Consider the following 22,085-nt stretch of genomic DNA (forward strand, 5'->3'; position numbering starts at 1 on the left):
GGGCCTATCCCACCAAGCCCACCCTCAGTAACGTGGCCTGAGGACGACGCTTACAGCACATCCGGGTCGGAGACAAGAGGAGACGGACATGATTCGCCAAGCCATCTTTGCCAGTGCGATGCTTCTAGCCATTCCCGCCGCGGCCAGCGCGCAGGATGGCGCGGGTGTTGCGGCCGGTGCCACGACCGGCGCGGTGGGTGGCGCGCTGGTGGGCGGGCCGGTCGGGGCGGTGGTCGGCGGTGTTGCCGGCGCTGTGGTCGGCGGCATCTCCGATGACCAGCGCTCCCGGTTCCACACCTATGTGGTGGAGGAGGAGCGCGTGCCATCCTATCGCTACGACCGGGAGGTCGTCGTCGGTACCGAACTGCCCGCGAGCGGTGTGCGCTATTACGAGGTTCCCTCGCAGTATGGCGACACACGCTATCGCTACACCGTGGTGAACGAGCGCACCGTGCTGGTCGATCCCCAGACCCATCGCGTGGTGCAGGTCATCGAGTAAAGCCCGCAGCTACGGATCGGCTGGGGTCGCCCCAGCCCACCGCAGCATCATCACGATGTCGCTTGTCTCAGCCGGTCCTGGGGGCCGGCTGAGGGTCATCGACGTTGGAGCCCTTGCGCGCCGAGCCGCGTTTCCGGACATTACCGGCCGATCCCCCTTGCCGCCCGCCGGCGTTCCACCCGCCAGAGCGGCCGTGGCATCGAGAATTACGCTTGCGAGGTCCGGCTCGTCCACCAGGAGTGCGGCATCGTCAGGGGAAAGCCAGCGCTGGACGCGCTCATGCCGCTCGGGCCAGTCGGCAAGCTGGCGCCGGACCAGCAGCGGATAGACCGCGACCTTTACAAGCCCAAATACGCTGTCGAGCCGTTTCCAGTATACGAACTCGCCGCATTTCTTGCGCCCGATCGTGCCGATGACGCCCGCTTCCTGGCGGGCTTCGACCTGGGCGGCCTTCCAGTCCTTCAGCCCCTTCATCGGCCATCCCTTGGGGATGACGGCCCGACGCGTCTCGCGCGAACTGACGATCAGGACCTCGATGTTGCCGCTCTCGTCACGGCGATAGGGCAGGGCGGCGATCTGCCGAAGCGGGCGACCATTCGAGAGCTTCCGCAGTTTCGTCTTCGCCGACACCATCTTCGCTTTCTCCCTGCCCGATCCGCGGCAAGGTGCTCGACGTAGATAGTTAGCGCAGAATTGAGGGGAGACAAGCCAGATGGCGAGGCGAGATGACGTTTGAACTCACATTACTCGGCTTCACACTGGTTTTGACGCTTTTTCAGATCATGGTGCCGGCTATTCTTCGGAACCGGGAAACCGGCATCGCCTACAATGCCGGCCCGCGCGACGAACCCGCTCCCCCGCCGGGTAAACTCACGGGCCGGCTGGAGAGGGCGAAGACGAACCTACTCGAAACGTTGCCCGTCTTCATGGGCGCCGTGCTCATTGCCCACGTCGCCGGGCGGGAGGGTGCGCTGACCATGGCGGGGACGGCGCTCTACTTGCTGGCGCGCCTCATCTATGTGCCGCTTTACGCGCTGGGCGTGCCCTATCTGCGCTCCTGCGCCTTTCTTGCCGCCATGGCCGGCATCGGGCTCATCCTGCTTGCGGTGCTCGTGCCGGTGTAGGCGTTGACGAACCGGTCCGCGGGACACGATCGTTGTCGCGTCCGAAAGGCAGTGCCGCAGATCGCGCGGGGCCGCGCGATCCCGAATGGCTTGCCCTCAAAATCCACCGCGCCCTGGCGCCGCCGCGCCCATTCCCGGCTCGTGCGCTGAGCCGCGGCCGTCTGCCGGGTCAGTGCGTCACGCCGGCCATGGCCAGCACGGCGCGGGCGACATCCTTGGTCACCCGGCGCTTGTACTTGCGGTGCACAAGCTGGCCATTGTGGTAAATGTCCTGCTCGACATAGAGCACGTCGCCATCCCACCGGAGGATGTTGTCGGATTCCACTGTTTCGATAACGCCCATTTCGGCGATGAGGAGCCCTTCGGGCGCTTTTTTGGTCATTGCTTTCCTCCCACGCGCCGGTGAACGCGACGCAGCGCCGATCATAGCGCCGGCGCCGCGTGCGACAACTCTACTTCGCGGAGGTTCTGGTGCGAGCGTCCGTCGCCTCGTCGGGGGGTAGTGCGGTCGGGCCCTCGTTGTCCGCCGTGCCGGTCTCAGGCTCGATCTCGCCGCGGCGTTGCAGCCACAGCGCCAGCATCCAGCAGATCAGCGCCCAGGCGCTGCCGACGCACCAGCCGGCGAGGACATCGGTGGGCCAATGCACACCGAGATAGACCCGGCTAGACCCCACCAGCAGCGTGAGGAACAGCGCGATGCCGACGATATAGGCCCGCAGCCGCCGCGAGCGCTGGGTGCGGGCCAGCAGCGCGCCGAGGGTGAGAAAGGTCACCGCCGTGAGCATGGCGTGGCCGCTCGGGAAGCTCAGCGTGTGCACGTCGACCAGATGCGCCACGAGATCGGGGCGGGGGCGGTCGAAACCGGACTTGAGCGCGAGGCTCAGCGCCGTGCCGCCGGCGATGGACAGGGTGACGAGCAGCGCCGCCCCCCGCTTGCCGGCCATCAGCAGGAAACCGATCGCGATCAGCGTCACCAGCATCAGCACGGAGGTGCTGCCGAGCGCGGTGATGTCCCGCATGGCGATCTCGAGCCAGGCCGGTCCGATCGGGTCGGCGTGGTCGGCGGGGTTTCGAAACGCGAGCAGCAGGGCCTCGTCGAAGCCGTGTGTCTCTCCCTCGAGCACTTCGTCGGCAATGGCGGCAAAGCCGACCAGCGCCGCCGCCGCGGCGAAGAGGACAAGCAGCGTGCCCATCTCTCCGGGGAAAGACATGCCCAGAAAGGACCGGCGGGTTCGCTTCGGCGCCACGGTATCTCCTCGCTCGCTGGGGCCGTCGCGGCCGCTTCCGCAGGTATATCTGGCGCCTCGGGTGGCTTTTGCCAGTCGGCCGGAACCAAACAACACGCGGCCGGTTGAGACGCCATCAGCAATGGAGGCGATCATGCTCAAGGGTGGACTTCTGTGGCTCATCGGCATCCCGCTGCCGATCATCATCGGCCTGTGGCTGTTCGGCTATCTCTCCTGAGGCAGGGAGGCGTCGATGCCAGCCAAATCCAAGGCCCAGCAGAAAGCGGCCGGGGCCGCACTGGTGGCCAAGCGTGGCGAGCAGAAAGCGTCCGAGCTGAAAGGCGCCTCCCGCTCGATGTACGAATCCATGAGCGCCCGGCAACTTGACGAACTCGCCTCGACCAAGCGGAAGGGCAAGCCGGAGCACGCCGACGACGACAGCCAGTGATCGCCGCCCGCTCACGGGTTATCAGTGCGGCCAAAAGGGCGCATGATCCGCACCGATGAAGCGCGGTGTTCGCGACGGTGCGGCCCCGCGTGAGGAGGGTGGACTTTCCGTGCGGGCAGCGGGTGTAGGGTCATGAACGCCATGGCAGGGCACGATCCGCTGCTTGTCGTGCTGTCGGCCGTCATTGCCGTTGCCGCCAGCTATACCGCGCTCGACCTCGCCGGCCGCATCCGCGATTCCCGCGGATATACCCGGCTCATCTGGCTCGGCTCGGCCGCCGCCGTCATGGGCGGCGGCATCTGGGCGATGCATTTCGTGGCAATGCTTGCCTTCCGCTATGTGGGCACGGTCACCTACGACCCCGGCCTCACCTTGCTCTCCTTTCTCGTCGCGGTGCTGGCCACCTCGGTCGGTTTCCTCCTTGCGGGCCGAAGCGCGGGGCGCCTGCCAGACATCGCCGTGGGCGGCCTGTTCATGGGCATCGGCATTGCCGGAATGCATTATCTCGGCATCATGGCCATGCAGCTCGATGCGATGGTGCAGCACGATCCCGCGCATGTCGCCGCGGCGTTGCTGATTGCGATCGGCGCCTCGACAGGCGGGCTGTGGCTGGCGATCCATTCCGCCCGGCTGAGGCACCGCATGTTGGCAGCCGGCGCGCTCGGTTTGGGCGTGGCCGGGATGCACTACACGGCGATGCACGGCACCGCCTTCGTGATGCCCGACATGTCCGGCGCCGTCGCCGGCAAGGTGTCTCCCGGTCTCGACCACCTCATGCTCGGCATGGCGATGACCGCGGCGACGCTGGTCATCCTCGGGGCCGCGACGCTGGCCTCCCTCTACGACCGGCGATTTGCCGTGCTGGCGGAGCGCGAGGCCGATGCGCTGCGCCGCAGCGAGGAGCACGCCCGGCTGCTCTACCAGCGCACGCCGCTGCCGCTGCACACCCTCAATGCCCGCGGCCGGATCGAGCAGGTGAGCGACCATTGGCTCGGGTTGCTGGGGTATGAACGCGTGGAGGTGCTGGGCCACGAACTCACCGATTTCATGACGCCGGATTCCGCCCGGCGCCGCAATGAGGAGCACTGGCCGCGGCTTCAGCAGCAGGGCGAGCTCAGCGAGGCGGAATATCGTCTCGTCGCCAAGGATGGGCGGGTGCTGGACTGCGTGCTTTCCGCCATCGCGCTGCGCGACGCCGAGGGCAATATCCTCACCACGCTCTGCGGGCTGGTCGACATCACGGCGCGCCGCCGGGCCGAGGCGGCATTGCGACAGGCCCAGAAACTCGAGGCCGTGGGTCAGCTCACCGGCGGAATCGCGCATGATTTCAATAATCTGCTGGCAGTGATCCTCGGCAATCTGGAGCTGGCCCGCAAGCGCGCGCCCGACGACCCCCGGCTGCTGCGGCTGATCGACAACACCATTCAGGGTGCCCAGCGCGGGGCCGCCCTGACCCAGCGCATGCTGGCCTTCGCCCGCCGTCAGGACCTCAAGCCGGAGCCGGTCGACGTGCCCGATCTGGTGCTGGGCATGGCGGACCTGCTGCGCCGCTCCATCGGCCCCAGCGTGCGTATCGAGACCCGTTTTCCTCTCGGCCTGCCGCTGGCCCGGGTCGACGCCAACCAGCTGGAACTCGCCTTGCTGAATCTGGCGGTGAATGCCCGGGACGCGATGCCTGGGGGCGGAACCATCGTCATCGCGGCGCGCGAGGAGGAGATCGTAGCCGAAACCGCGGATGCCGACGGTGGCGCCCTGCCGCCCGGTCGGTATTTCTGCCTGTCTGTCAGCGATTCCGGCGCGGGGATGGATGAGGAGACGCTGGCTCGGGCCACCGAGCCCTTCTTCACCACCAAAGGCGTCGGCAAGGGCACCGGGCTCGGCCTTGCCATGGTCCACGGGCTCGCGGCGCAGTCCGGCGGACGCCTGCTGCTGAAGAGCCGGCTCGGGGAGGGTACCACCGCGGAAATCCTGCTGCCGCTGGCGGTCATGGTGCCGGCGGAAGGCGTGCCGGATCCGCAGGCGCCTGCCGAGACCGGCGGTGGCGCCGGTCTGGCCGTGCTGGTCGTCGACGACGACCCGCTGGTGCTGAGCGCCACGGCCGCCATGCTGGAGGACCTCGGCTTCCTCGTGACCGAGGCCATATCCGGCACGGCCGCGCTGGAACTGCTGGATTCGGGCATTCCGATAGACGTGGTGCTGACGGATCAGGCCATGCCCGGCATGTCCGGCCTCCAGCTCATCGCCGCCATCCGCGCACGGCGGCCGCAGATGCCGGTGATCCTGGGCACCGGCTATGCCGAGCTGCCCGAAGGGGCGGATCCCGACATCGTGCGCATCGGAAAACCTTTTGGTCGCGAGGCCTTGGAGCATGCGCTCGTTACGGCGGCGGGCCGCCGGCGGGACAATGTGGTGGTGCTGCCGCACAAGCTGCGGCGCGGGGAGTAAGGCAGCACCAGCGCCGCCATGCCGCAGTCGGCGGGCACGATGAAGCCCGGAAACTCGATGGCACGACGGTGACAGCGAGCCGTCGAAGCACTATATCACATCTGTCCAGGGGAGCCTCGTCAGGAGGCTGAGAGGCTATCGGCGCGGAAATTCCGCGGCATGGCGACCCTTTGAACCTGATCCAGCTTGGACTGGCGGAGGGAGGAGCGGATGACGTCTCCAGAACAGGCCCATGACAGTGCGACGACCGCGCCCGGCGCGGCGAACGCCCCGCGTGTGACCGTCGTCGGGGCGGGGGTTGCCGGGCTCACCTGCGCCCACGCCTTCGCGCTGCGCGGCGCCCGGGTCACGATTGTCGAGCGAAATCAAGGCACCGGGCAGGGCTGCTCGTGGTTTGCCGGGGGCATGCTGGCGCCGTGGTGCGAGCGCGAGAGCGCGGAGCCGCTGGTGGCCGAACTCGGTTTCGAATCGCTGGAATACTGGCGCCGCGAGGTGCCGGACGTGCCGAGAGAGGGCAGTCTCGTGCTCGCTCCGCCGCGCGACCTGCCGGATCTGCGCCGTTTCGCGCGCCGGACCGAGGCGTTCGAGTGGCTCGACGGGCCGGCGCTGGCGGCGCTGGAGCCGGACCTTGCGGGCCGCTTCGACCAGGGGCTGTTCTTCCCCACCGAAGCGCATCTGGAGCCGCGCAAGGCGCTCGCCGCGCTCACCGGAAAGCTGGTGGCGGAGCACGGCGTCGAGATCAGATTCGGGTGCAGTGTGGTGGACGATGAGTCCGATCCGGCGACCGATGGGGCCGACATCGTGGTCGACTGCCGCGGCCTTTCCGCCCGCGACCGCCTCGCCGACCTACGGGGGGTGAAGGGGGAGATGCTGGTGCTCTTCACCCGCGAGATCGCGCTGAAGCGCCCGGTGCGGATGCTGCATCCCCGCATCCCGGTCTACGTCGTGCCGCGCGGCGACGGGCACTTCATGATCGGGGCGACCTCGATCGAGAACGACCAGCGCGGCCGCGTCACCGGGCGCTCCATGCTGGAGCTGCTGTCGGCGGTGTACCAGCTCCACCCCGCCTTCGGCGAGGCGGAGATCGTCGAGATCGGCGCCGACGTGCGGCCGGCCTTTCCCGACAACCTGCCGCGCATCCGCAAGCGGGGCCGCACGATCTTCGTGAACGGCTTCTACCGCCACGGCTTCCTCGCCGCGCCGGCGCTCGCCCGGCGGGCGGCGGAGGTGGCGTTGGACGGCGCCTATTTCCCGGAGGTCATGGATGAAGATCGTCGTGAATGGTGAGGCCTCGGAGACCGCGGCGCCCACCCTCGCCGCGCTGCTGGCGGAGCTGGGCTTCGCCGAGGCGATCGTCGCCACCGCGCTGAACGGGTCGATGGTGCGGGCGGCGAAGCGCGAGGCCACGCCGATCGCCGATGGCGACCGGATCGAGATCCTCGCACCCATGCAGGGGGGATGAGATGGACGCGATGAATGTGAAGCCGGGCCTCGCCCCGGACGTGCTGGAGGTCTATGGCGCGCAGATCTCCTCCCGGCTGCTGCTCGGCACCGCGCAGTATCCCTCGCCGGCGATCCTGGCGGAGGCGATCCGCCTCAGCGGGGCGGAGATCGTCACCGTGTCGCTGCGGCGCGAATCCGGCGCCAGCCTCGCCGGCCAGAGCTTCTGGAAGATGATCCAGGACCTCGGCGTGCGGGTGCTGCCCAACACCGCCGGCTGCAAGACGGTGAAGGAAGCCGTCACCACGGCGGAGATGGCGCGGGAGCTGTTCGGCACCCCCTGGGTCAAGCTGGAGGTGATCGGCGAGGACGACACCCTGCAGCCCGACGTGTTCGGGCTGGTGGAGGCGGCGCGCCTCCTCTGCCGCGACGGCTTCGAGGTGTTTCCCTACACCACGGAAGACCTCGTGGTGGCGGAGAAGCTCTTGTCCGCCGGCTGCGAGGTGCTGATGCCGTGGGGGGCGCCGATCGGCTCCGGCCGCGGGCTGAACAACCCGTATGGCCTGCGCTCGCTGCGGGCGCATTTCCCCCGCGTGCCGCTGGTGGTGGATGCCGGCATCGGCCTGCCCTCCCACGCCGCCGCGGCGATGGAGATGGGCTATGACGCGGTGCTGCTGAACACCGCCGTCGCCAAGGCGGGTGACCCCGCCCGCATGGCGCGGGCCTTCGCCCGGGCGCTGGAGGCGGGCCGCGAGGCCTTCCTCGCCGACCCGATGGAGACCCGCGACATGGCGGCCCCTTCCACCCCGGTGATGGGCCGGGCGGTTCTGGACTGACCGCCGGGACGGCCCCCGCCGTTCCCTCACCCGTTGTTCTTCCGTCGCGTCGCCACCGCGCCCGCAGCCCCCACGATACCCGCCCGCGTCCCGCGCGTCCGGCTTTGGCGCGTGCCCTCCGTCCACCCGCCGCCACGCCCGCCTGAAAGTTCCGACCCCCATGGCCCTCGATCCATTCTACCTCATCGTCGACCGCGCCGCCTGGCTGCCCCGCCTGCTGCCGCAGGGGGTGAAGCTGGTGCAGCTTCGCGCCAAGGACATGGCGGAGCCGGCGCTGCGCCGCGAGATCGCCGAGGCCCGCGCCCATTGCCAGCGCTACGGCGCGCAGCTCGTGGTGAACGATCACTGGCAGCTCGCCATCGAGGAGGGCTGCGATTTCGTCCATCTCGGGCAGGAGGACCTCGCGGTGGCGGACCTGCCGGCGATCCGCCGTGCCGGGCTGCGCCTTGGCCTCTCCACCCATGACGAGGCGGAGCTGGAGACCGCGCTGGCCTGCGCGCCGGATTATGTCGCGCTCGGCCCGGTCTACCCCACCATCCTCAAGGCGATGCGCTGGGCGCCGCAGGGGCTGGAGCGCATCACCGCCTGGAAGGCGCGGGTGGGCGAGGTGCCGCTGGTCGCCATTGGCGGGCTCACCGTGGAGCGCGCGGCGGGCTGCTTCGCGGCCGGTGCCGACACGGTGTGTGTCGTCACCGACGTGCTGCTGAACGCCACTCCCGAGCAGCGCGCGCGGGAATGGGTGATCGCGACCCGCCGCGCCGTCTGAGCCGGCGGCGCGCCCCGCGCAGGCGGTGCCATCCCTCTACCGCCTTCCTTTTCAAGCGATTTTCCCCTCGGCGCCGGGGGCGACCCTCCCGGCGGCCGGTTGATCTGTGACACCCCGCCGTCGCCCCGGCCGCTCCGGCTCCGGCTCCGGCTTCGGCGCCCGGCCCGCGGCGCGGGCGTAGCCAGGAGGCCCGCCCTCCAGGGCGACCGCAGCAAGGAGGCCGACCCGGACATGGTACCGGACCCCATGACCCACTCGAACCGGGACAGGAAGCAGCATGGCGAGGGCCGCGGCCTCGATGGCCGCGCGGTGATGGGCGAGCCGCTCGACGACAGCGTCGCCAACCGCCTTCCCGACGAACAGGCCCACCTGCGGCTCCCGGCTGCCGGCCGGGCCGCCTCCCGGCCGTCGCCCGGCCCTCAGCCCGGCGGGGCGAAGGCGGCCTCCATCTCCCGGCGCAGCCGCACGATGTCGCTGTCGGGGCAGCGGACATCGGCCCAGCCGATGACCTCTCCCGCCGCGATGTCGCGGGTGAGGGGCACGCCGTGGGCGAGGCCGATCGGCAGGCCGCCCCGCGCCAGCGAGGCCGCCGCCGGCAGCGTCTTGCCCCACACGGTGAAGCCGCCTTCCCCGTCCAGCGTCTCCCCGGCCTTCAGTGGCCGCTTGGCCACCGCCACCACATCGGCGTTGAAGGCCTCCGCCACCCCGGTCGGCTCGCCGCGCAGCGCGGCGCTGGCGACGCTGATGCCGAGTTCCAGCCCGATGAGGTGATAGGGCCGGTACAGCGCGGTGTAGCGGCCGGAGGGGTCGGTGACGACGCCATATTCGCGGAAGCAGGCGCGGGCATAATCGCCCTGCGGACCTTCCTCGGCCTCGAACACCACATAGACGCCCCAGCGCAGGTCGCGGAACACCGGGCGGCCGTCCCGCTCGAGGCTCGAGACGGTCTCGACCATGCCGGCCCGCTCCAGCACGCCGCCGGCGGCGCGCGGCCGCAGCACCCGGGCGAGGTCGTCGACGCCGCAGGGCGGGAACAGCAGCCCGTCGGACGGCGCGGCGAGACCGGCGGCATTGGCGATGGCGGCCATCTCGATCGAGGATTTGGTGCCGTCGAGGAAGGAATTGAACATCTGCGCGTTCATGCCGCCCTGCGCCGCCTGTTCCGGTGTCAGCCCGTAATGCTGCCACACCGTGTCGGGGGTGGAGGCGTGAAAGGCCGGCAGGTACTTCGTGCCCTTGCCGGCGGCCACCACCCGGAAGCCGCAGGCCCGCGCCCAGTCCACCATCTCGCAGACCAGCGCGGGCTGGTCGCCATAGGCCATGCCATAGACCACGCCGGCCTGCCGGGCCCGGCGGGCGAGCAGCGGGCCGACCAGCACATCCGCCTCCACCGTCACCATGACGACATGGCGGCCGGCGTCGATGGCGGCGAGGGCATGGCGCGCCCCAGCGGCCGGGCTGCCGGTGGCCTCGACCACCACGTCGAGCCCGTCCGCCGCGATCAGCGCCGCCGCATCCTCGGTGAGCAGGGTCGTGCCCTCGCGCAGGGCGGCGGTGAACGAAGCGGCCCGCGCCGCGTTCACGTCCCAGCCGGTGCGCGCCAGCGCGGCGGCGGCGCGATCGACGGAGAGATCGGCGATGCCGAGCAGGTGCAGGCCCGGCGTGGTGCGGAGCTGGGCGAGAAACATGGAGCCGAATTTTCCGGCCCCGATCAGCCCGACCCGGACGGGGCGGGCGGCGTCGGCGCGCTGCTTCAGCAGGCGGGCGAGATTCATGGCGGGTCCTTTGGCGTTGCCGGCGCGCCGGCGTGGGGGTTCCCTCGGTGATTGGCCCCGCGGCGGGGCGGGGCAGGGTCCGGCCGGGCTCTGCGGCCGCGCCCCGGGGCGGGTTCGGTCCGGACCGGCCCAGATTAGAACCCTTTCTTCCGCTACGGAAATGCCGGGCCGGCACCTCCGGCCGCCGGGCACCGGGGACGCGGGGGTGGACGGGCGCACGCGGTGCACTGTCGCGCAGCCGGTTTTGGGCTAAAGAAGGGGCGGTTGCCGGATGGACAGCATGGGCGTCAGGATCGCGCGAATTCTCGGGGTGACGGCGTGCTGCGCCGTGGTCGGCCTTTCCGCGGGTGCCGCCCGCGCCGACAACCCGTTCCTCAATTTCCTGCGCGGCGACTGGCTGCGCGGCGGCAGCGCCCCCTCGCAGGCCGGCCCCTCGCGGGAGAATTCGCGGGGCGGCGGGTTCTATGGCCGTGGCGGCAACACCGCCGGGCAGGTGGCGCCGGACGATGGCAGCTATCCCGGCGAGGACGCCGGAACGGCGGGCGCCGCCGCGGCGCCGGCGATGGGCGGGGGGGCCTTCGCCTACTGCGTGCGCACCTGCGACGGCCGCTTCTTCCCGATCTCGGGCACTGGCGGCGACCGCCAGGCGGCGCAGAGCAGCTGCCAGGCCTTCTGCCCCTCCGCCGAGATGCAGGTCTTCAGTTCCTCCAGCCGCGAGACCGGGATCGACCGCGCGGTGTCCAGCGACGGGCGGCCCTATACCTCGCTGCCCAACGCCTATGCCTACCGCACCTCGGTCAATCCGGCCTGCACCTGCACCGGCACCAGCCCGTTCGGCCTCGCCGCCATTCCCATCGACTCCGACCCCACGCTGCGGCCGGGCGACTATGTGATGGCGGAGAACGGCCCGCTGGTGTTTCAGGGCCGGCCCGAGGTGCCGCACGCGCCCACCGACTTCGTCTCGGCCAGCGACGGCGCCGGGCTCTCCCGCGCCACCCGCAAGGACCTTGAGGCGCTGCAGATGGCGATCCGGCCCGCCGGGATCGGCCGGTAACAGCGGCAGCGGCCGGCGCGGCGGGTGCCGGCCCGCCCGGTCGGCTCAGGCGTCGACGGCGGCGGGGAGGGGTTCGCCCGCCGGGGCGGCGTCCTTCTGCAGCCGGCGGATGCGGTCGGCGAGGGTCGGGGGCTCGCCCTCGACCCCGGCGACGTGGCCGTTCACCAGCGCATGGATCGGCGATTCCGGCCCCTCCAGCGTGGCGGTGATGTGGGCGACCTCGGCGGCGAGGGTGAGGATCCGCTCGCGCAGCGCCGCCGCGTCGGGCACGGGCGCGGCCGGCGCCGGGCCGGCGGCGGCATAGGCCGCGATCTCCGCCTCGCGCAGCGCGAGCTGTTCACGCAGCCGGTCGCGCTCGGCCCTCAGGTCGGCGGTGTCGGCCTTCTGGTTGTCGCCGAGCCGGCGGGCAAGCTCCGCCACCTCCTCACGGGCGGCGGCCAGCGCCATCTCGGCGTCGGCGAGGCGGCTGGCGGCGGTCTGGCTGCGCTCGCGCTCCTTGCCGACCTGCTCGGCCATCTGCTTCAGCGCCGAGCGCTCGTCGGCGAGGCGGGCCTGCACGGCCGCCAGCTGGCGTTCCAGATCGAGGGTTCGGTCCTTCAGATTGTCGGCGCGGGTGCCGAGGGCGACCGCCTCGACCCGCTGATGCTCCGCCTCGGTGCGGAGCGCGTCGGCGCGGGCGGTGGCGTCCCCCAGCTCCCGGCGGGCGGCTTCCAGCGCGTAGTGCAGCTCCTGCAGCTCGCGGGAGCGCAGCGCCAGCTCGGCTTCCACGAGCTGCAGCCGGCCGATGGCCTCCTCGCGGGCGAGGCGGCGGTCCTCCGACTCGGCGGTGGCGGCGGCGAGGGCGGCTTCCAGCTCGGCGACCCGCTCGGTGCGGCGGGCCAGCTCGATCTGGTCCTGGGCGTTGCGGGCGCGCTGCTCCTCGACCCGCAGCTCCTCGCGGCGCAGGGCGACCGCGAAGGCGGCGCGCTGCTGGTCCTTGTCGGCGAGGAACTCGGCCATCGAGACCGGCAGCGCGTTCTCGATGCGGCGGGTGGTCAGCCGCACCGCGCGGCGCCAGACGGCCGGCAGCACCAGCAGCGCGAGCAGGGTCGCGGCCAGGAAGCCGAGCGCGGCATACATGATCATCTCGACCATGTGGTCGTATCACCTTGTGGGGTCGGCCAGCCCGACCCGTCGCTTGCGGCCACGAGGGTCGCGCCCATCGGCGGTTGCCGGAACTCTAGCCCGAAGCATCCGTCGACGCCACGCGGCGTCACCGGCGCCGCCGGTCAGGAGCGGGGGGCCGCCGGGGAGGGCGGGGTCAGAACGGGTTCCAGGTGGCCTGGGGGGTGAACTTGAGGTAGCCGACATTGGCGCCGAGGCGCACGCCGACGCCTGAGCGGATCGGCACCACCACCAGCGGGTCGCTCGCCAGCGCGGTCATGCCGAAGCCGGCGACGAAATAGGCCGAGCCGGAAATGCCGCCGAAGCGGCGGAAGATGTCGTTGATGCTGTTGAGGTTGTAGACCAGGATCATGGTCCGCGCGCCGTCGCCGCCGAAGTCCCAGCCGAGCGAGGGGCCCTGCCAGAACACCTTCAGGTCGCCGGCATTGCGGGTGTAGAGCGTGCCCTCGCCATAGCGCAGCCCGCCGACAAAGGCGCCCGAACCTTCCTGTCCGAGGATGTAGCCGTTGGGCTGGCCCCATTTGCTCACCGCCTTCTCGATGGAAAGCGCCAGCCCGCGGGAGACCTCGCCGAAGAAGCCGTGACCCTGCCGCACCAGCTCGTCCGTGGAATAGGAGTCGGCCTGGGCGGGCGGCTGCTGCGGCGGCTGCTGCGCCGCCGCGGGCGCCGCCAGCATCGGCAGCAGCAGCAGGGCGAGGGCAGCGAGGAGGGGGCGCAAAGTCGGCATGGTGTGTCTCGCGAAGGGGGCTTGAAGGGCGATCGTTCGACAGGGCTGGCGACGGAATGCGGGCGGACCCGGTTCGGTTTCATCATTAACACGCGAACCCGCGAGCGGAAGACGAACCGGCCGTGCCGCTGCCGAAACGTGACCGGCTGTGACCCTTATGCCCGCAGGATTGTGCCTTTTGCGAGAAAGCCGGGCACGAGATAGCCGGCCTCCTCGCGCCCATAGGGCAGCGGCGTACCGTCCGGGCGGGTGACGCTGCCGCCGGCGGCGCGCAGCAGGGCGTGGCCGGCCGCGACGTCCCATTCCATCACCGGCGACAGCCGGGGATAGAGATCGGCCCGCCCTTCCGCGACCAGGCCGAACTTCAGCGCCGAGCCGCAGGACACCCGCTCGGCGACGCCGAGCCGGTCCAGCAGCGCCTCGGTGTCGGGGTCGAGATGCGAGCGGCTGGCGACCGCGACCGGCCCGGCGGCCGGCACCGGCCGGCAGCGGATCGGCTGCCAGCTCTCCGGCGCGGGGGCGGCGCCGGGCGCGCGCTCGGCCCGGAAGGCGCCGGCCGCGCCGAACCGCCCGCCGGCGGCCCCGACATAGAGCGTGCCGACCGCCGGGGCATAGATGAGCCCAAGCGTCGGCTCGCCATGCTCCACCAGCCCGACATTCACGGTGAACTCGCCGCGCTCGGCGACGAATTCGCGGGTGCCGTCCAGCGGGTCGACCAGCAGGAAGCTGGCGCCCGGCCGCTCGCCCCGGCCCTGCGACACCGCCTCTTCCGCCACCACCGGCACCTCGGGCATCAATGCGGCGAGGCGGGCGCGCAGCAGCGCCTCGGCGGCGAGATCGGCGGCGGTGACGGGGCTGTGGTCGGCCTTGGCATTCGCCGTGAAGCCGGCGGCGCGGATGCGCATGATCTCCGCGCCGGCATCCAGCACCGCGCCCGCGAGCGCGGCGAGGAGCGGCGGCAGGCTGGCGCCGGGGGCGAAGGGAGCGGACGGGGAGAGCGACGGCATGGGCGGATTCCGAAGCGGCGCGCGGCCGGCGGGCGGGACAGGGCGGCGGCGCCCGCCATGTTGGCGGGCCCGGCCGGGCGGTGTATCACACGCGCGATCCGGATCGTATGCCCCGCCGCGATTCGACCTTCTCGCAGGCCCGTGCCTCCGCCCGACCGGCGGCGCCAACGTGATGGAAACCTCCCGATGACCGCCGTCAATCTCGACAAGCTCGATCTCGCCGCGCTGCTGTGCTCGCGGGTGTGCCACGACGTGATCAGCCCGGTCGGCGCCATCGTCAACGGGCTGGAGGTGCTGGAGGACGAGAACGACGCGAGCATGAAGGCCTTCGCGCTCGACCTCATCGCCAAGAGCGCGCGGCAGGCCTCGGCCCGGCTGCAGTTCGCCCGGCTCGCCTTCGGCGCTGCCGGCTCGGCCGGGGCGCAGATCGACACCGGCGATGCCGAGCAGGTGGCGCGCGGCTTCATCCAGGACGACCGCACCACGCTGGAGTGGAGCGTGCCGCGCGCCTATCTCCCCAAGAACCGGGTGAAGCTGCTGCTGAACCTGCTGATGGTCGCGGGCGCCACCATTCCGCGCGGCGGGGTGATGGCGGTGGAGCAGACCGGCGAGGGCGAGGAGATCGGCTTCCGCATCGCCACCTGCGGCTCGCATGCCCGCATCCCCCCGCATCTGGAAGGGCTGCTGGCCGGCGAGCCCTCGGAGGGCGGCAGCATCGACGCCCATGGCGTGCAGCCCCATTACACCGGGCTGCTGGCCCGCGAGGTCGGGGTGCGGATCGCGCTGGCGCTGGAAGGCGAGGGCGTCGTCATCGCCACCCGCCCGGCCTGAGGCCGGGAAGGGGGAGAGACGGCGGCGGCCGTGCGGGACTGAACACGGGCGGGCGCGACCAAACACAGGGTCGCTCAAGCTTTCGGCTTCAGCTTCAAACAATGTTTACACGGCTCCGGCACAGTCGCGAGGTCCGCCGCTCGTGACGGACGCCCCGCAACGCAGCACCGCCGGTCCCATGAAGAACAGTCGCACCGAGGTTCTCGTCTTCGCGCTCGATGGCATGCGCTTCGCGCTGTCCTATGAGAGCGTGGTCGAGCTTCTGCCCGTGGATGGCGAGCGCTGGCAGTCGCTGGCGCTGATGGCGGAGGCCGGCACGCTGAAGGGCACCGGGCTGCCGCTGATGCGGCTCGCCGCCCGGCTGGGCCTCGCCCGCGCCGGGCAGGCCCGCCGCGAGCCGGGCCGCGCCGGGGCGCTGCTGCTGGTGGGGCAGGCCGGGCGGGTGCGCGGCACCGTTCTGCTCGACGCCGAGCCCATTCTGGAAAGCGCGGAGATCGTGCCGCTGCCGGCCAACCTCTCCGGCGCCGCGCTGCCCGCCGTCGACATGATCGCCGGCATGGCGGTGCTGGCCGGCGGCACCCGCGCCATCCTGCTGCATTTGCCGATCGGCATCGCCGCCACCCGCAGCAAGCCGGCCGAGCGCCTGCGCGCCCTCGTCGTCGCCCCGGCGGGCGAGGCCTGCGAGCGGCAGGGCATCGCGCTGCGCGAGCTGGGCTACGACGTCTCGCTCGCCGACGACCCCCGGGCGCCGGCGCTGAGCGGGCGGCGCTACGACATCGTCATCGTCGATCTCGACGCCTATGGCGCGGCATTGGACCGCCTGTTCGGCTCCACCCGCGCCGCCGCCCCGGCCGACCGGCCGCGGCTGCTGGGCATCGCCCGGCGGGCCGGCGCGGTGGTGCCGCCCGGCTTCGACGCGGTGCTGGTGGCGGGCGACATGCGCGGGCTCGTCCGCGTGCTGATGCGCGGCACCCGGGCGGCCTGAGCGGCCGCGCCCGTCTTCCGGTTTTCCGACGCCGTCATTCGGCGCCGGTTTTCCCGCGCCCGTCTTCTCGAGTGCCCTCGCGCTGAGGGCGGCGGTGGCGCGTTTCGCCGCTCGCGCCGCCCCGGCGCGCGGATGTGATCGGCCGATGCTGGCCGATGCCGGCCGGCGTGCTATGTTTTCCCCATGAAGCTGCTGCGCGCCATGGCCCGCCTTCGCGCTCTCGCCCTCGTTCTCGCCCTGCTGGCGGTCGGGGCGGGGATGCCCGCGCCCGCGCTCGCCGCCGCCCGGATGCTGCTGCCGGTGGCGCAGGCCAGCGCCGCCATGCCGTGCCACGAAGGCGCGGCGCCCGTTGCCGGCGCACCGCAGGACGGCGCGGTGATGCCTCTCGCCGCCAATCCCCTCGCCGCCAAGCCCGTCGCCGTAATCCCCGTGGCCATGCCCGATCCGGCGGGCGGACATGCCGACAGCCGGCATCTGTGCTGCGCCCTGGCCTGCTTCATCCTCGCCCCGGCGCCCGGCCTCGTTGCACCAGGGCCGGCCCTGAACCGCGCCGGCTGGCATGCCCCGGCCCCCGCCGCTCTGGTGGGCGTGCGCGCCGCCCTGCCGGAGCCGCCACCCCGTTACCTCGCCTGAACGCTTCGCGGCCACTGCGCCCCGCCCCGGGGCGCGCCAACCACCCTGTTTCAGGACGATATCCCATGACCATGTTCCGCACCGCGGCCTTCGCCGCCGCTTTCGCCTGCGCCTCCCTGTCCGGCCTCGCCGGGGCCGGGGCCCAGACCATGCCGATGGACCACACCCAGCACATGATGCCCGGCATGGCCGGCGCCGGCGGGGACGACGGCCCCTCCTCGCAGGCCTTCGAGGCCGCCAACGCGAAGATGCACAAGGACATGGCGCTGCCGATGACCGGTAATGCCGATCTCGACTTCGCCCGCGGCATGATCCCCCACCATCAGGGGGCGATCGACATGGCGAAGGTGGAGCTCACATACGGCAAGGACCCGGAGCTGCGCCGGCTCGCCGAGGACATCATCAAGGCGCAGGAGGCGGAGATCGCCTTCCTGAAGACGTGGATCGCCGATCACGCCAAGTGACGGCGTCCCCCGGGCGCTGAACGCGCGCGCCCGCCGGCCGGGGCCTTCGGGGCCCGGCCGTGCCGGGGAGGGGGCCTTGCCGTCTTTTGCCGCCCGGACATGCAAAACCCCGCCGGCGGCGGGGTTTCGGGTGGGTTTCGCGGAGCGTCCGGGTGCGGCGCGGGCGCTGGTGCCGCCGGCTCAGGCCGGGATGCGGTCCTCGACCTCATTGGGCTCGCGCAGCACATAGCCGCGGCCCCACACGGTCTCGATGAAGTTGCGGCCTTCGGAGGCGTTCGCCAGCTTCTTGCGCAGCTTGCAGATGAAGACGTCGATGATCTTCAGCTCCGGCTCGTCCATGCCGCCATAGAGATGGTTGAGGAACATCTCCTTGGTGAGGGTGGTGCCCTTGCGCAGGCTGAGGAGCTCCAGCATCTGGTACTCCTTGCCGGTGAGGTGCACCCGGGCGCCGCCGACCTCGACGGTCTTGGTGTCGAGATTCACCACGAGGTCGCCGGTGGTGATGACCGACTGGGCATGGCCCTTGGAGCGGCGGACGATGGCGTGGATGCGCGCCACCAGCTCGTCCTTGTGGAACGGCTTGGTGAGATAGTCGTCGGCACCGAAGCCGAGGCCCTTCACCTTGTCCTCGATGCCGGCGAGGCCGGAGAGGATGAGGATGGGGGTCTTCACCTTGGCGACGCGCAGGCCCTTGAGCACGTCGTAGCCCGACATGTCCGGCAGGTTCAGGTCCAGCAGGATGATGTCGTAGTCGTAGAGCTTGCCGAGATCGACGCCCTCTTCACCGAGGTCGGTCGTGTAGATGTTGAAGCTCTCGGATTTGAGCATCAGCTCGATGCTCTGCGCGGTCGCGCGATCGTCCTCGATGAGCAAGACGCGCATTTGCAAATCCCCTTCCCTCGCCACGGCCCCAGGGGCAGAACGCCGGCCGGCCGCGTGGCCAGGCTTGACTCGCCCCGCGCCCGGCTCGACACACCGATTCGACACCCGCCACCCCTAGGGGTAACAAAACTCGATTCCCGGGCACAAGGGGAAAGACGGAGCTTCTCCGAGTCTTCCCCCAAAGGCCTGAATTCAAATCGGATTCTGAAACGACCAGGCTTGCAGCGGTTTATGAACAAGTGAGCCTAAGTGAGTCTCGGGACTCCGCTTTTGCGCCAAGCCCCGGCACCACCGGACGATGACGCGATCATTAACGGAGCCGGTAAACAAATCGTTTCCATCCCTGTGGATGGCGTCGCGCACGGGCGCTTTACCGCCGCCACCGCCCGTGGGGCAACCGGTTTTGTTGCTCATTTGCAACAGGTGTGGCGGATACCACCGGACCCAGCGTCACCGCGGCGTCGCCCGGCGTGTCATCGTAAGGAACCGGCAACCAGTCGGCGCCATGCTGTTCCCGTCGAGCCCGGCGCCCCATGCGCTCCGGCCGGCAGTGCCGAGGACGACCCCGGAGGGCCGTCCGCGCCAAGCGGAGTATCGCGTCGATGAAGTCCCGTGACACCCTCGTGCGCCTCAAGCGCTTCCAGACGGAAGAGAAGCGCCGGCAGTACCTGCAGATCGAGACGATGATCGCCGAGTTCGAGCGCATGGCCCACGACCTCGACCGCGAGATCGCCACCGAGCAGCAGCGCGCCGGCATCAGCGACCCCAACCATTTCGCCTATCCCACCTATGCCCGCGCCGCCGCCACCCGGCGCGACAATCTCCGCGCCTCCGCCGGCGAGCTGGCCCAGCAGCTCGACGATGCCCGCGCCGCCTATGAGGCCGCGCAGGAGGAGCTGAAGAAGATCGAGGCGCTCGGCGAGCGCGAGCGCGGGCTCGACGCCATCGACCTGCCGGCCCGCGGCAGCGGCGGCCGCGTGCGGATTTCCGCCAGCGCCTGAGCCCTTACAGCGGCGGAAAATGCCGGGCCGCCCCGGGCGCCAGCACCCCGTCCAGCCGGGGATCGTCGGTGATCTCGACCGCGCGGCGCACCGGCCTGAAGCCGGCGCGCATGTAGAAACCGATGGCGCCCTGATGGTCGTGGGTGCAGGTGTGCACATGCACCCGCCGCGGTGCCGCGGCGAAGGCGAGATCGAGCGCCCGGTTCATCATGAAGCGGCCGGCGCCGCTGCCGACCAGCCCCGGCACCACCCCGACAAAGGCGAGCTCCACCTCTTCCGGGATGCGGAAATCCAGCTCCATCAGCCCGACATCCTGCCCGTCACGCCGCAGCACGTTCACCGACACCGCGGGATCGGCGAGGATGGCGGCGAGCCGCGCGTCGTCCAGCAGCAGGCGCGAATACCACAGCCATTCCTCGCCGATGCGGCGGAACAGGTCGCGGTACCAGCCCGGCGCCGGGTTCGTCACCCGCTCCAGCGTGAAGCCGCCATCGCCGGTCTCGGGCAGTGGGGCCGGGCGCTCCGTCATCTCCAGAAAGGTGACGATGCAGGCGATCTTGCCCGGCGGCAGCGGGGTGTAGCCGTCGAGATTGAGGGTGGTGTGGGGGGCTGCGTCGCTCATGAAGGCCGGTCTAGAAAGCTTTGGCCCGGCTGGCAAGGCGGCACCGCGCCCCGTTGTCGTCCCCGCCGGGTCCGGCGAGGTGGCGCCGGCACGCGGACGACTTGCCGGGCGCTTCACAGAGCCGAATTTTCAGTTATATTCTGGTGAAATCAGATATTCACACGAATGATGAGTAATTCATGACGGTCGCGGTCACGATCGAGAATGTCGGCAAGCAGTTCGGTGGCGCCGGGGCGGCGGCGCTGGAGAGCGTGTCGCTGGACGTGGCGCCGAGCGAGCTCGTCGCCCTGCTCGGCCCCTCCGGCTCCGGCAAGACCACGCTGCTGCGTATCGTCGCCGGGCTGGAGCAGCCGAGCCATGGCCGCGTGCTGTTCGACGGGCATGATGCGCTCTCGGTGCCGGTGCGCCGGCGTGGCATCGGCTTCGTGTTCCAGAACTACGCGCTGTTCCGGCACATGAACGTGGCGGAGAACATTGCCTTCGGTCTGCGCTCGCGCCCGCGCGGCGAGCGGCCGGCCGCGGCGGAGATCCGCCGCCGGGTGGAGGACCTGCTGGCGCTGGTGCAGCTCGAAGGCTATGGCGGGCGTTTTCCCGCCCAGCTCTCCGGCGGCCAGCGCCAGCGCGTCGCGCTGGCCCGGGCGCTCGCCATCGAGCCCAAGGTGCTGCTGCTGGACGAGCCGTTCGGCGCGCTCGACGCGCTGGTGCGCAAGGAACTGCGCCGCTGGCTGCGCGAGCTGCACGACCGCACCGGCCACACCACCCTGTTCGTGACCCACGACCAGGAAGAGGCGCTGGAGCTCGCCGACCGGGTGGTGGTGATGGGCAAGGGCCGGATCGAGCAGGTCGGCACCCCCGACGACGTCTATGACCGGCCGGCCACCGCCACCGTGTTCGGCTTCATGGGCGAATCCAGCCGCATCGAGGTGGCGGTGAGGGATGGCATCGCCATCGCCGGCGACACCGCCATCGCCGCCGCCACCCTGCCGGTGCCGGATGGGCCGGGGCTGGTCTATGTCCGTCCCCACGACGTCTCGCTGGGGCTTCCCGGCACGCCGGGGCTGAAGGGCGAGGTGCGCGGCTTCCGCCGCCACGGCGCCATCCGGCGGGTGGAAGTGAGCGTCGGCAACGCGCTGTTCGAGGCCGACATCGCCCCCACAGTGCGGGTGCCGGTGGGCGAGAAGGTGGCGGTGCGGCTCGACCGCGCCCGGCTGTTCGCCTCCGGCGGGCCGGGGGTGGACTGCCGCGCCCCCCCGCCCCAGCAGACCGGCGACTACGCGATCTGAGGCGCTCTTTGCGCGACGCGGGCTCGGCGGACCGGCCGGCCGCCGCCGGCTTTTCCCGTTGAACGTCTGACAGCGGCCTCGCCGCCCCGCGCCCGAAGCCCCGCGCGGGGGCGGGCGGGTCGATCCCTCGGGGGGCGCGGACTGGGACCCTCTTCGCGGAGGTTAGCCCGTCGAGCGGCGGGGGCCTTCAGCGCGGCGCGAGGTGCCAGGCGGCTTCGCAGGAGGGGTGGCCGCGCAGGCCGCCTTCCACCGCGCGGCGCTCCAGGCAGGAGAGGTGGTACTCCGCCTCGTAATGCCGGGCCAGCTCGGTGGCGTCGACGGCAAAGGGCGGGCCTTCCAGCGCCGCCGGATCGTGCTCATAGGTCACGAGAAGCTGCGGCGCCCCGCCGGTGAGCTCGACGATCTGCCGGGTGTAGCGCCGGCGCAGCGGGCCGGGCAGGGCGACGAGGGCGGCGCGGTCATAGACGGCGTCGACCGGCATCAGCGTCATGGCGTCGAGATCGAAGATGTTGCCGACGAACACGCACAGGCCGTCGCCCTCGAAGCAGGCGAGGCGGCCCATGTGGTGGACCGCCGGCTCCATGCCGAGCTCGGCGAAGAGCTGCTCCACCGCGGCGCGGCTCAGCTCAACCCCGGCGACCTGATGGCCCTGCGCCAGCAGCCAGTGGATGTCGAGGCTCTTGCCGCAGAGCGGCACCAGCAGCCGCGCCCCGGGGCCGACATGAAGGGCGGCGAGATGGCGCTGCAGCAGCGGGTGAGGCCGCGCGCCATGGAAGCCGATGTCGCCGCGCTGCCATTTGTCGTGCCAGAAAGTGTCGTCCATCGGCGTCATCCTTGGCTGAATCCGCGCGAGGGTAGCCGCGCTTCGCGTCA

The 22,085-nt window shown here is 71.2% G+C and carries 25 protein-coding genes and 1 riboswitch; of the genes, 15 read left to right on the top strand and 10 right to left on the bottom strand.

Going from position 1 to position 22,085, the window contains the following annotated elements:
* The first annotated feature begins 88 nt into the window (after window positions 1-88).
* Window positions 89-499, top strand: coding sequence for a DUF1236 domain-containing protein (locus KHC27_RS00645; RefSeq protein ID WP_213333897.1), 411 nt, complete (start codon window positions 89-91; stop codon window positions 497-499).
* Window positions 500-508: 9 nt separating this feature from the next.
* On the opposite strand, the gene KHC27_RS00650 is transcribed toward KHC27_RS00645, so the two are convergent.
* Window positions 509-1,132, bottom strand: a complete 624-nt coding sequence (locus KHC27_RS00650; protein WP_246518625.1) for an NUDIX hydrolase — start codon at window positions 1,130-1,132, stop codon at window positions 509-511.
* A 92-nt stretch (window positions 1,133-1,224) separates the two neighbouring features.
* Here KHC27_RS00650 and KHC27_RS00655 point away from each other — a divergent pair, with 92 nt between their 5' ends.
* Window positions 1,225-1,623: an MAPEG family protein gene (locus KHC27_RS00655; RefSeq protein ID WP_213333899.1), complete on the top strand. Its 399-nt coding sequence runs from the start codon at window positions 1,225-1,227 to the stop codon at window positions 1,621-1,623.
* 169 nt (window positions 1,624-1,792) lie between these two features.
* Here KHC27_RS00655 and KHC27_RS00660 read toward each other — a convergent pair whose 3' ends face one another.
* A complete protein-coding gene (locus KHC27_RS00660; protein WP_213333901.1) occupies window positions 1,793-2,005 on the bottom strand; it encodes a hypothetical protein in 213 nt (70 codons plus the stop codon).
* A gap of 70 nt (window positions 2,006-2,075) precedes the next feature.
* Window positions 2,076-2,834, bottom strand: coding sequence for a phosphatase PAP2 family protein (locus KHC27_RS00665; RefSeq protein ID WP_213333902.1), 759 nt, complete (start codon window positions 2,832-2,834; stop codon window positions 2,076-2,078).
* A gap of 268 nt (window positions 2,835-3,102) precedes the next feature.
* Between KHC27_RS00665 and KHC27_RS00670 the strand changes: the two genes are divergently transcribed.
* The 6 genes from KHC27_RS00670 (at window position 3,103) to KHC27_RS00695 (ending at window position 8,784) form a co-directional block, all read left to right on the top strand.
* Window positions 3,103-3,297: a DUF3008 family protein gene (locus KHC27_RS00670; RefSeq protein WP_213333903.1), complete on the top strand. Its 195-nt coding sequence runs from the start codon at window positions 3,103-3,105 to the stop codon at window positions 3,295-3,297.
* Between the two features lie 132 nt (window positions 3,298-3,429).
* Window positions 3,430-5,742 (top strand): MHYT domain-containing protein, encoded by a 2,313-nt coding sequence (locus KHC27_RS00675; RefSeq protein WP_213333904.1) that lies wholly within the window; start codon window positions 3,430-3,432, stop codon window positions 5,740-5,742.
* 97 nt (window positions 5,743-5,839) lie between these two features.
* A riboswitch (TPP riboswitch) is annotated at window positions 5,840-5,962 on the top strand.
* Window positions 5,953-7,029 carry an FAD-dependent oxidoreductase gene (locus tag KHC27_RS00680; RefSeq protein WP_213333905.1) on the top strand — a complete coding sequence of 359 codons (1,077 nt, stop codon included), beginning with the start codon at window positions 5,953-5,955 and terminating at the stop codon, window positions 7,027-7,029. (Overlaps the previous riboswitch by 10 nt.)
* Window positions 7,007-7,204 (top strand): sulfur carrier protein ThiS, encoded by a 198-nt coding sequence (thiS, locus tag KHC27_RS00685; RefSeq protein ID WP_213333906.1) that lies wholly within the window; start codon window positions 7,007-7,009, stop codon window positions 7,202-7,204. Before KHC27_RS00680 ends, thiS begins: the two co-directional genes overlap by 23 nt.
* A 40-nt stretch (window positions 7,205-7,244) precedes the next feature.
* A complete protein-coding gene (locus tag KHC27_RS00690; RefSeq protein WP_213333933.1) occupies window positions 7,245-8,018 on the top strand; it encodes a thiazole synthase in 774 nt (257 codons plus the stop codon).
* A gap of 160 nt (window positions 8,019-8,178) precedes the next feature.
* A complete protein-coding gene (locus tag KHC27_RS00695; RefSeq protein WP_213333908.1) occupies window positions 8,179-8,784 on the top strand; it encodes a thiamine phosphate synthase in 606 nt (201 codons plus the stop codon).
* A 419-nt stretch (window positions 8,785-9,203) separates the two neighbouring features.
* Here KHC27_RS00695 and KHC27_RS00700 read toward each other — a convergent pair whose 3' ends face one another.
* Window positions 9,204-10,559, bottom strand: a complete 1,356-nt coding sequence (locus KHC27_RS00700) for an NAD(P)H-dependent oxidoreductase (RefSeq protein WP_213333909.1) — start codon at window positions 10,557-10,559, stop codon at window positions 9,204-9,206.
* Window positions 10,560-10,839: 280 nt separating this feature from the next.
* Here KHC27_RS00700 and KHC27_RS00705 point away from each other — a divergent pair, with 280 nt between their 5' ends.
* Window positions 10,840-11,613: a DUF2865 domain-containing protein gene (locus KHC27_RS00705; protein ID WP_213333911.1), complete on the top strand. Its 774-nt coding sequence runs from the start codon at window positions 10,840-10,842 to the stop codon at window positions 11,611-11,613.
* A 45-nt stretch (window positions 11,614-11,658) separates the two neighbouring features.
* Here KHC27_RS00705 and KHC27_RS00710 read toward each other — a convergent pair whose 3' ends face one another.
* From KHC27_RS00710 to cysQ, 3 genes are all read right to left on the bottom strand, one after another.
* Window positions 11,659-12,747 (bottom strand): coiled-coil domain-containing protein, encoded by a 1,089-nt coding sequence (locus KHC27_RS00710; RefSeq protein WP_213333913.1) that lies wholly within the window; start codon window positions 12,745-12,747, stop codon window positions 11,659-11,661.
* Between the two features lie 166 nt (window positions 12,748-12,913).
* Window positions 12,914-13,504, bottom strand: coding sequence for a DUF1134 domain-containing protein (locus tag KHC27_RS00715; protein ID WP_213333914.1), 591 nt, complete (start codon window positions 13,502-13,504; stop codon window positions 12,914-12,916).
* A gap of 155 nt (window positions 13,505-13,659) precedes the next feature.
* Window positions 13,660-14,511, bottom strand: a complete 852-nt coding sequence (gene cysQ, locus KHC27_RS00720; protein ID WP_213333915.1) for a 3'(2'),5'-bisphosphate nucleotidase CysQ — start codon at window positions 14,509-14,511, stop codon at window positions 13,660-13,662.
* A gap of 186 nt (window positions 14,512-14,697) precedes the next feature.
* On the opposite strand from cysQ, the gene chpT reads away from it, so the two are divergent.
* The 4 genes from chpT to copM all read left to right on the top strand — a co-directional run bounded on the left by chpT (window position 14,698) and on the right by copM (window position 17,424).
* Window positions 14,698-15,342, top strand: a complete 645-nt coding sequence (chpT, locus tag KHC27_RS00725) for a histidine phosphotransferase ChpT (RefSeq protein ID WP_213333916.1) — start codon at window positions 14,698-14,700, stop codon at window positions 15,340-15,342.
* A gap of 178 nt (window positions 15,343-15,520) precedes the next feature.
* A complete protein-coding gene (locus KHC27_RS00730) occupies window positions 15,521-16,327 on the top strand; it encodes a chemotaxis protein CheW (protein WP_213333917.1) in 807 nt (268 codons plus the stop codon).
* A gap of 183 nt (window positions 16,328-16,510) precedes the next feature.
* A complete protein-coding gene (locus tag KHC27_RS00735; RefSeq protein WP_213333918.1) occupies window positions 16,511-16,960 on the top strand; it encodes a hypothetical protein in 450 nt (149 codons plus the stop codon).
* A gap of 71 nt (window positions 16,961-17,031) precedes the next feature.
* Complete coding sequence (gene copM, locus KHC27_RS00740; protein WP_213333935.1) at window positions 17,032-17,424, top strand: CopM family metallochaperone; 393 nt, start codon at window positions 17,032-17,034, stop codon at window positions 17,422-17,424.
* A gap of 180 nt (window positions 17,425-17,604) precedes the next feature.
* Here copM and ctrA read toward each other — a convergent pair whose 3' ends face one another.
* Window positions 17,605-18,306: a response regulator transcription factor CtrA gene (gene ctrA / locus KHC27_RS00745; protein WP_213333920.1), complete on the bottom strand. Its 702-nt coding sequence runs from the start codon at window positions 18,304-18,306 to the stop codon at window positions 17,605-17,607.
* 602 nt (window positions 18,307-18,908) lie between these two features.
* Here ctrA and fliJ point away from each other — a divergent pair.
* The gene (fliJ, locus tag KHC27_RS00750; protein WP_213333921.1) at window positions 18,909-19,307 is read left to right on the top strand and encodes a flagellar export protein FliJ; all 399 of its coding nucleotides are present in this window, start codon (window positions 18,909-18,911) and stop codon (window positions 19,305-19,307) included.
* Window positions 19,308-19,311: 4 nt separating this feature from the next.
* Here fliJ and KHC27_RS00755 read toward each other — a convergent pair whose 3' ends face one another.
* A complete protein-coding gene (locus KHC27_RS00755; protein WP_213333923.1) occupies window positions 19,312-19,929 on the bottom strand; it encodes a GNAT family N-acetyltransferase in 618 nt (205 codons plus the stop codon).
* 179 nt (window positions 19,930-20,108) lie between these two features.
* Here KHC27_RS00755 and KHC27_RS00760 point away from each other — a divergent pair, with 179 nt between their 5' ends.
* Complete coding sequence (locus KHC27_RS00760; RefSeq protein WP_213333925.1) at window positions 20,109-21,212, top strand: sulfate/molybdate ABC transporter ATP-binding protein; 1,104 nt, start codon at window positions 20,109-20,111, stop codon at window positions 21,210-21,212.
* Window positions 21,213-21,399: 187 nt separating this feature from the next.
* Here the strand turns inward: KHC27_RS00760 and tmpT are convergent, their stop codons facing one another.
* Entirely contained in the window at window positions 21,400-22,035 is a 636-nt protein-coding gene (tmpT, locus tag KHC27_RS00765; RefSeq protein ID WP_213333926.1) for a thiopurine S-methyltransferase, read from the bottom strand.
* Between the last annotated feature and the right edge of the window lie 50 nt (window positions 22,036-22,085).

Origin of the sequence: Ancylobacter lacus, from assembly GCF_018390635.1 — a bacterium.
Lineage (GTDB): Bacteria > Pseudomonadota > Alphaproteobacteria > Rhizobiales > Xanthobacteraceae > Ancylobacter > Ancylobacter lacus.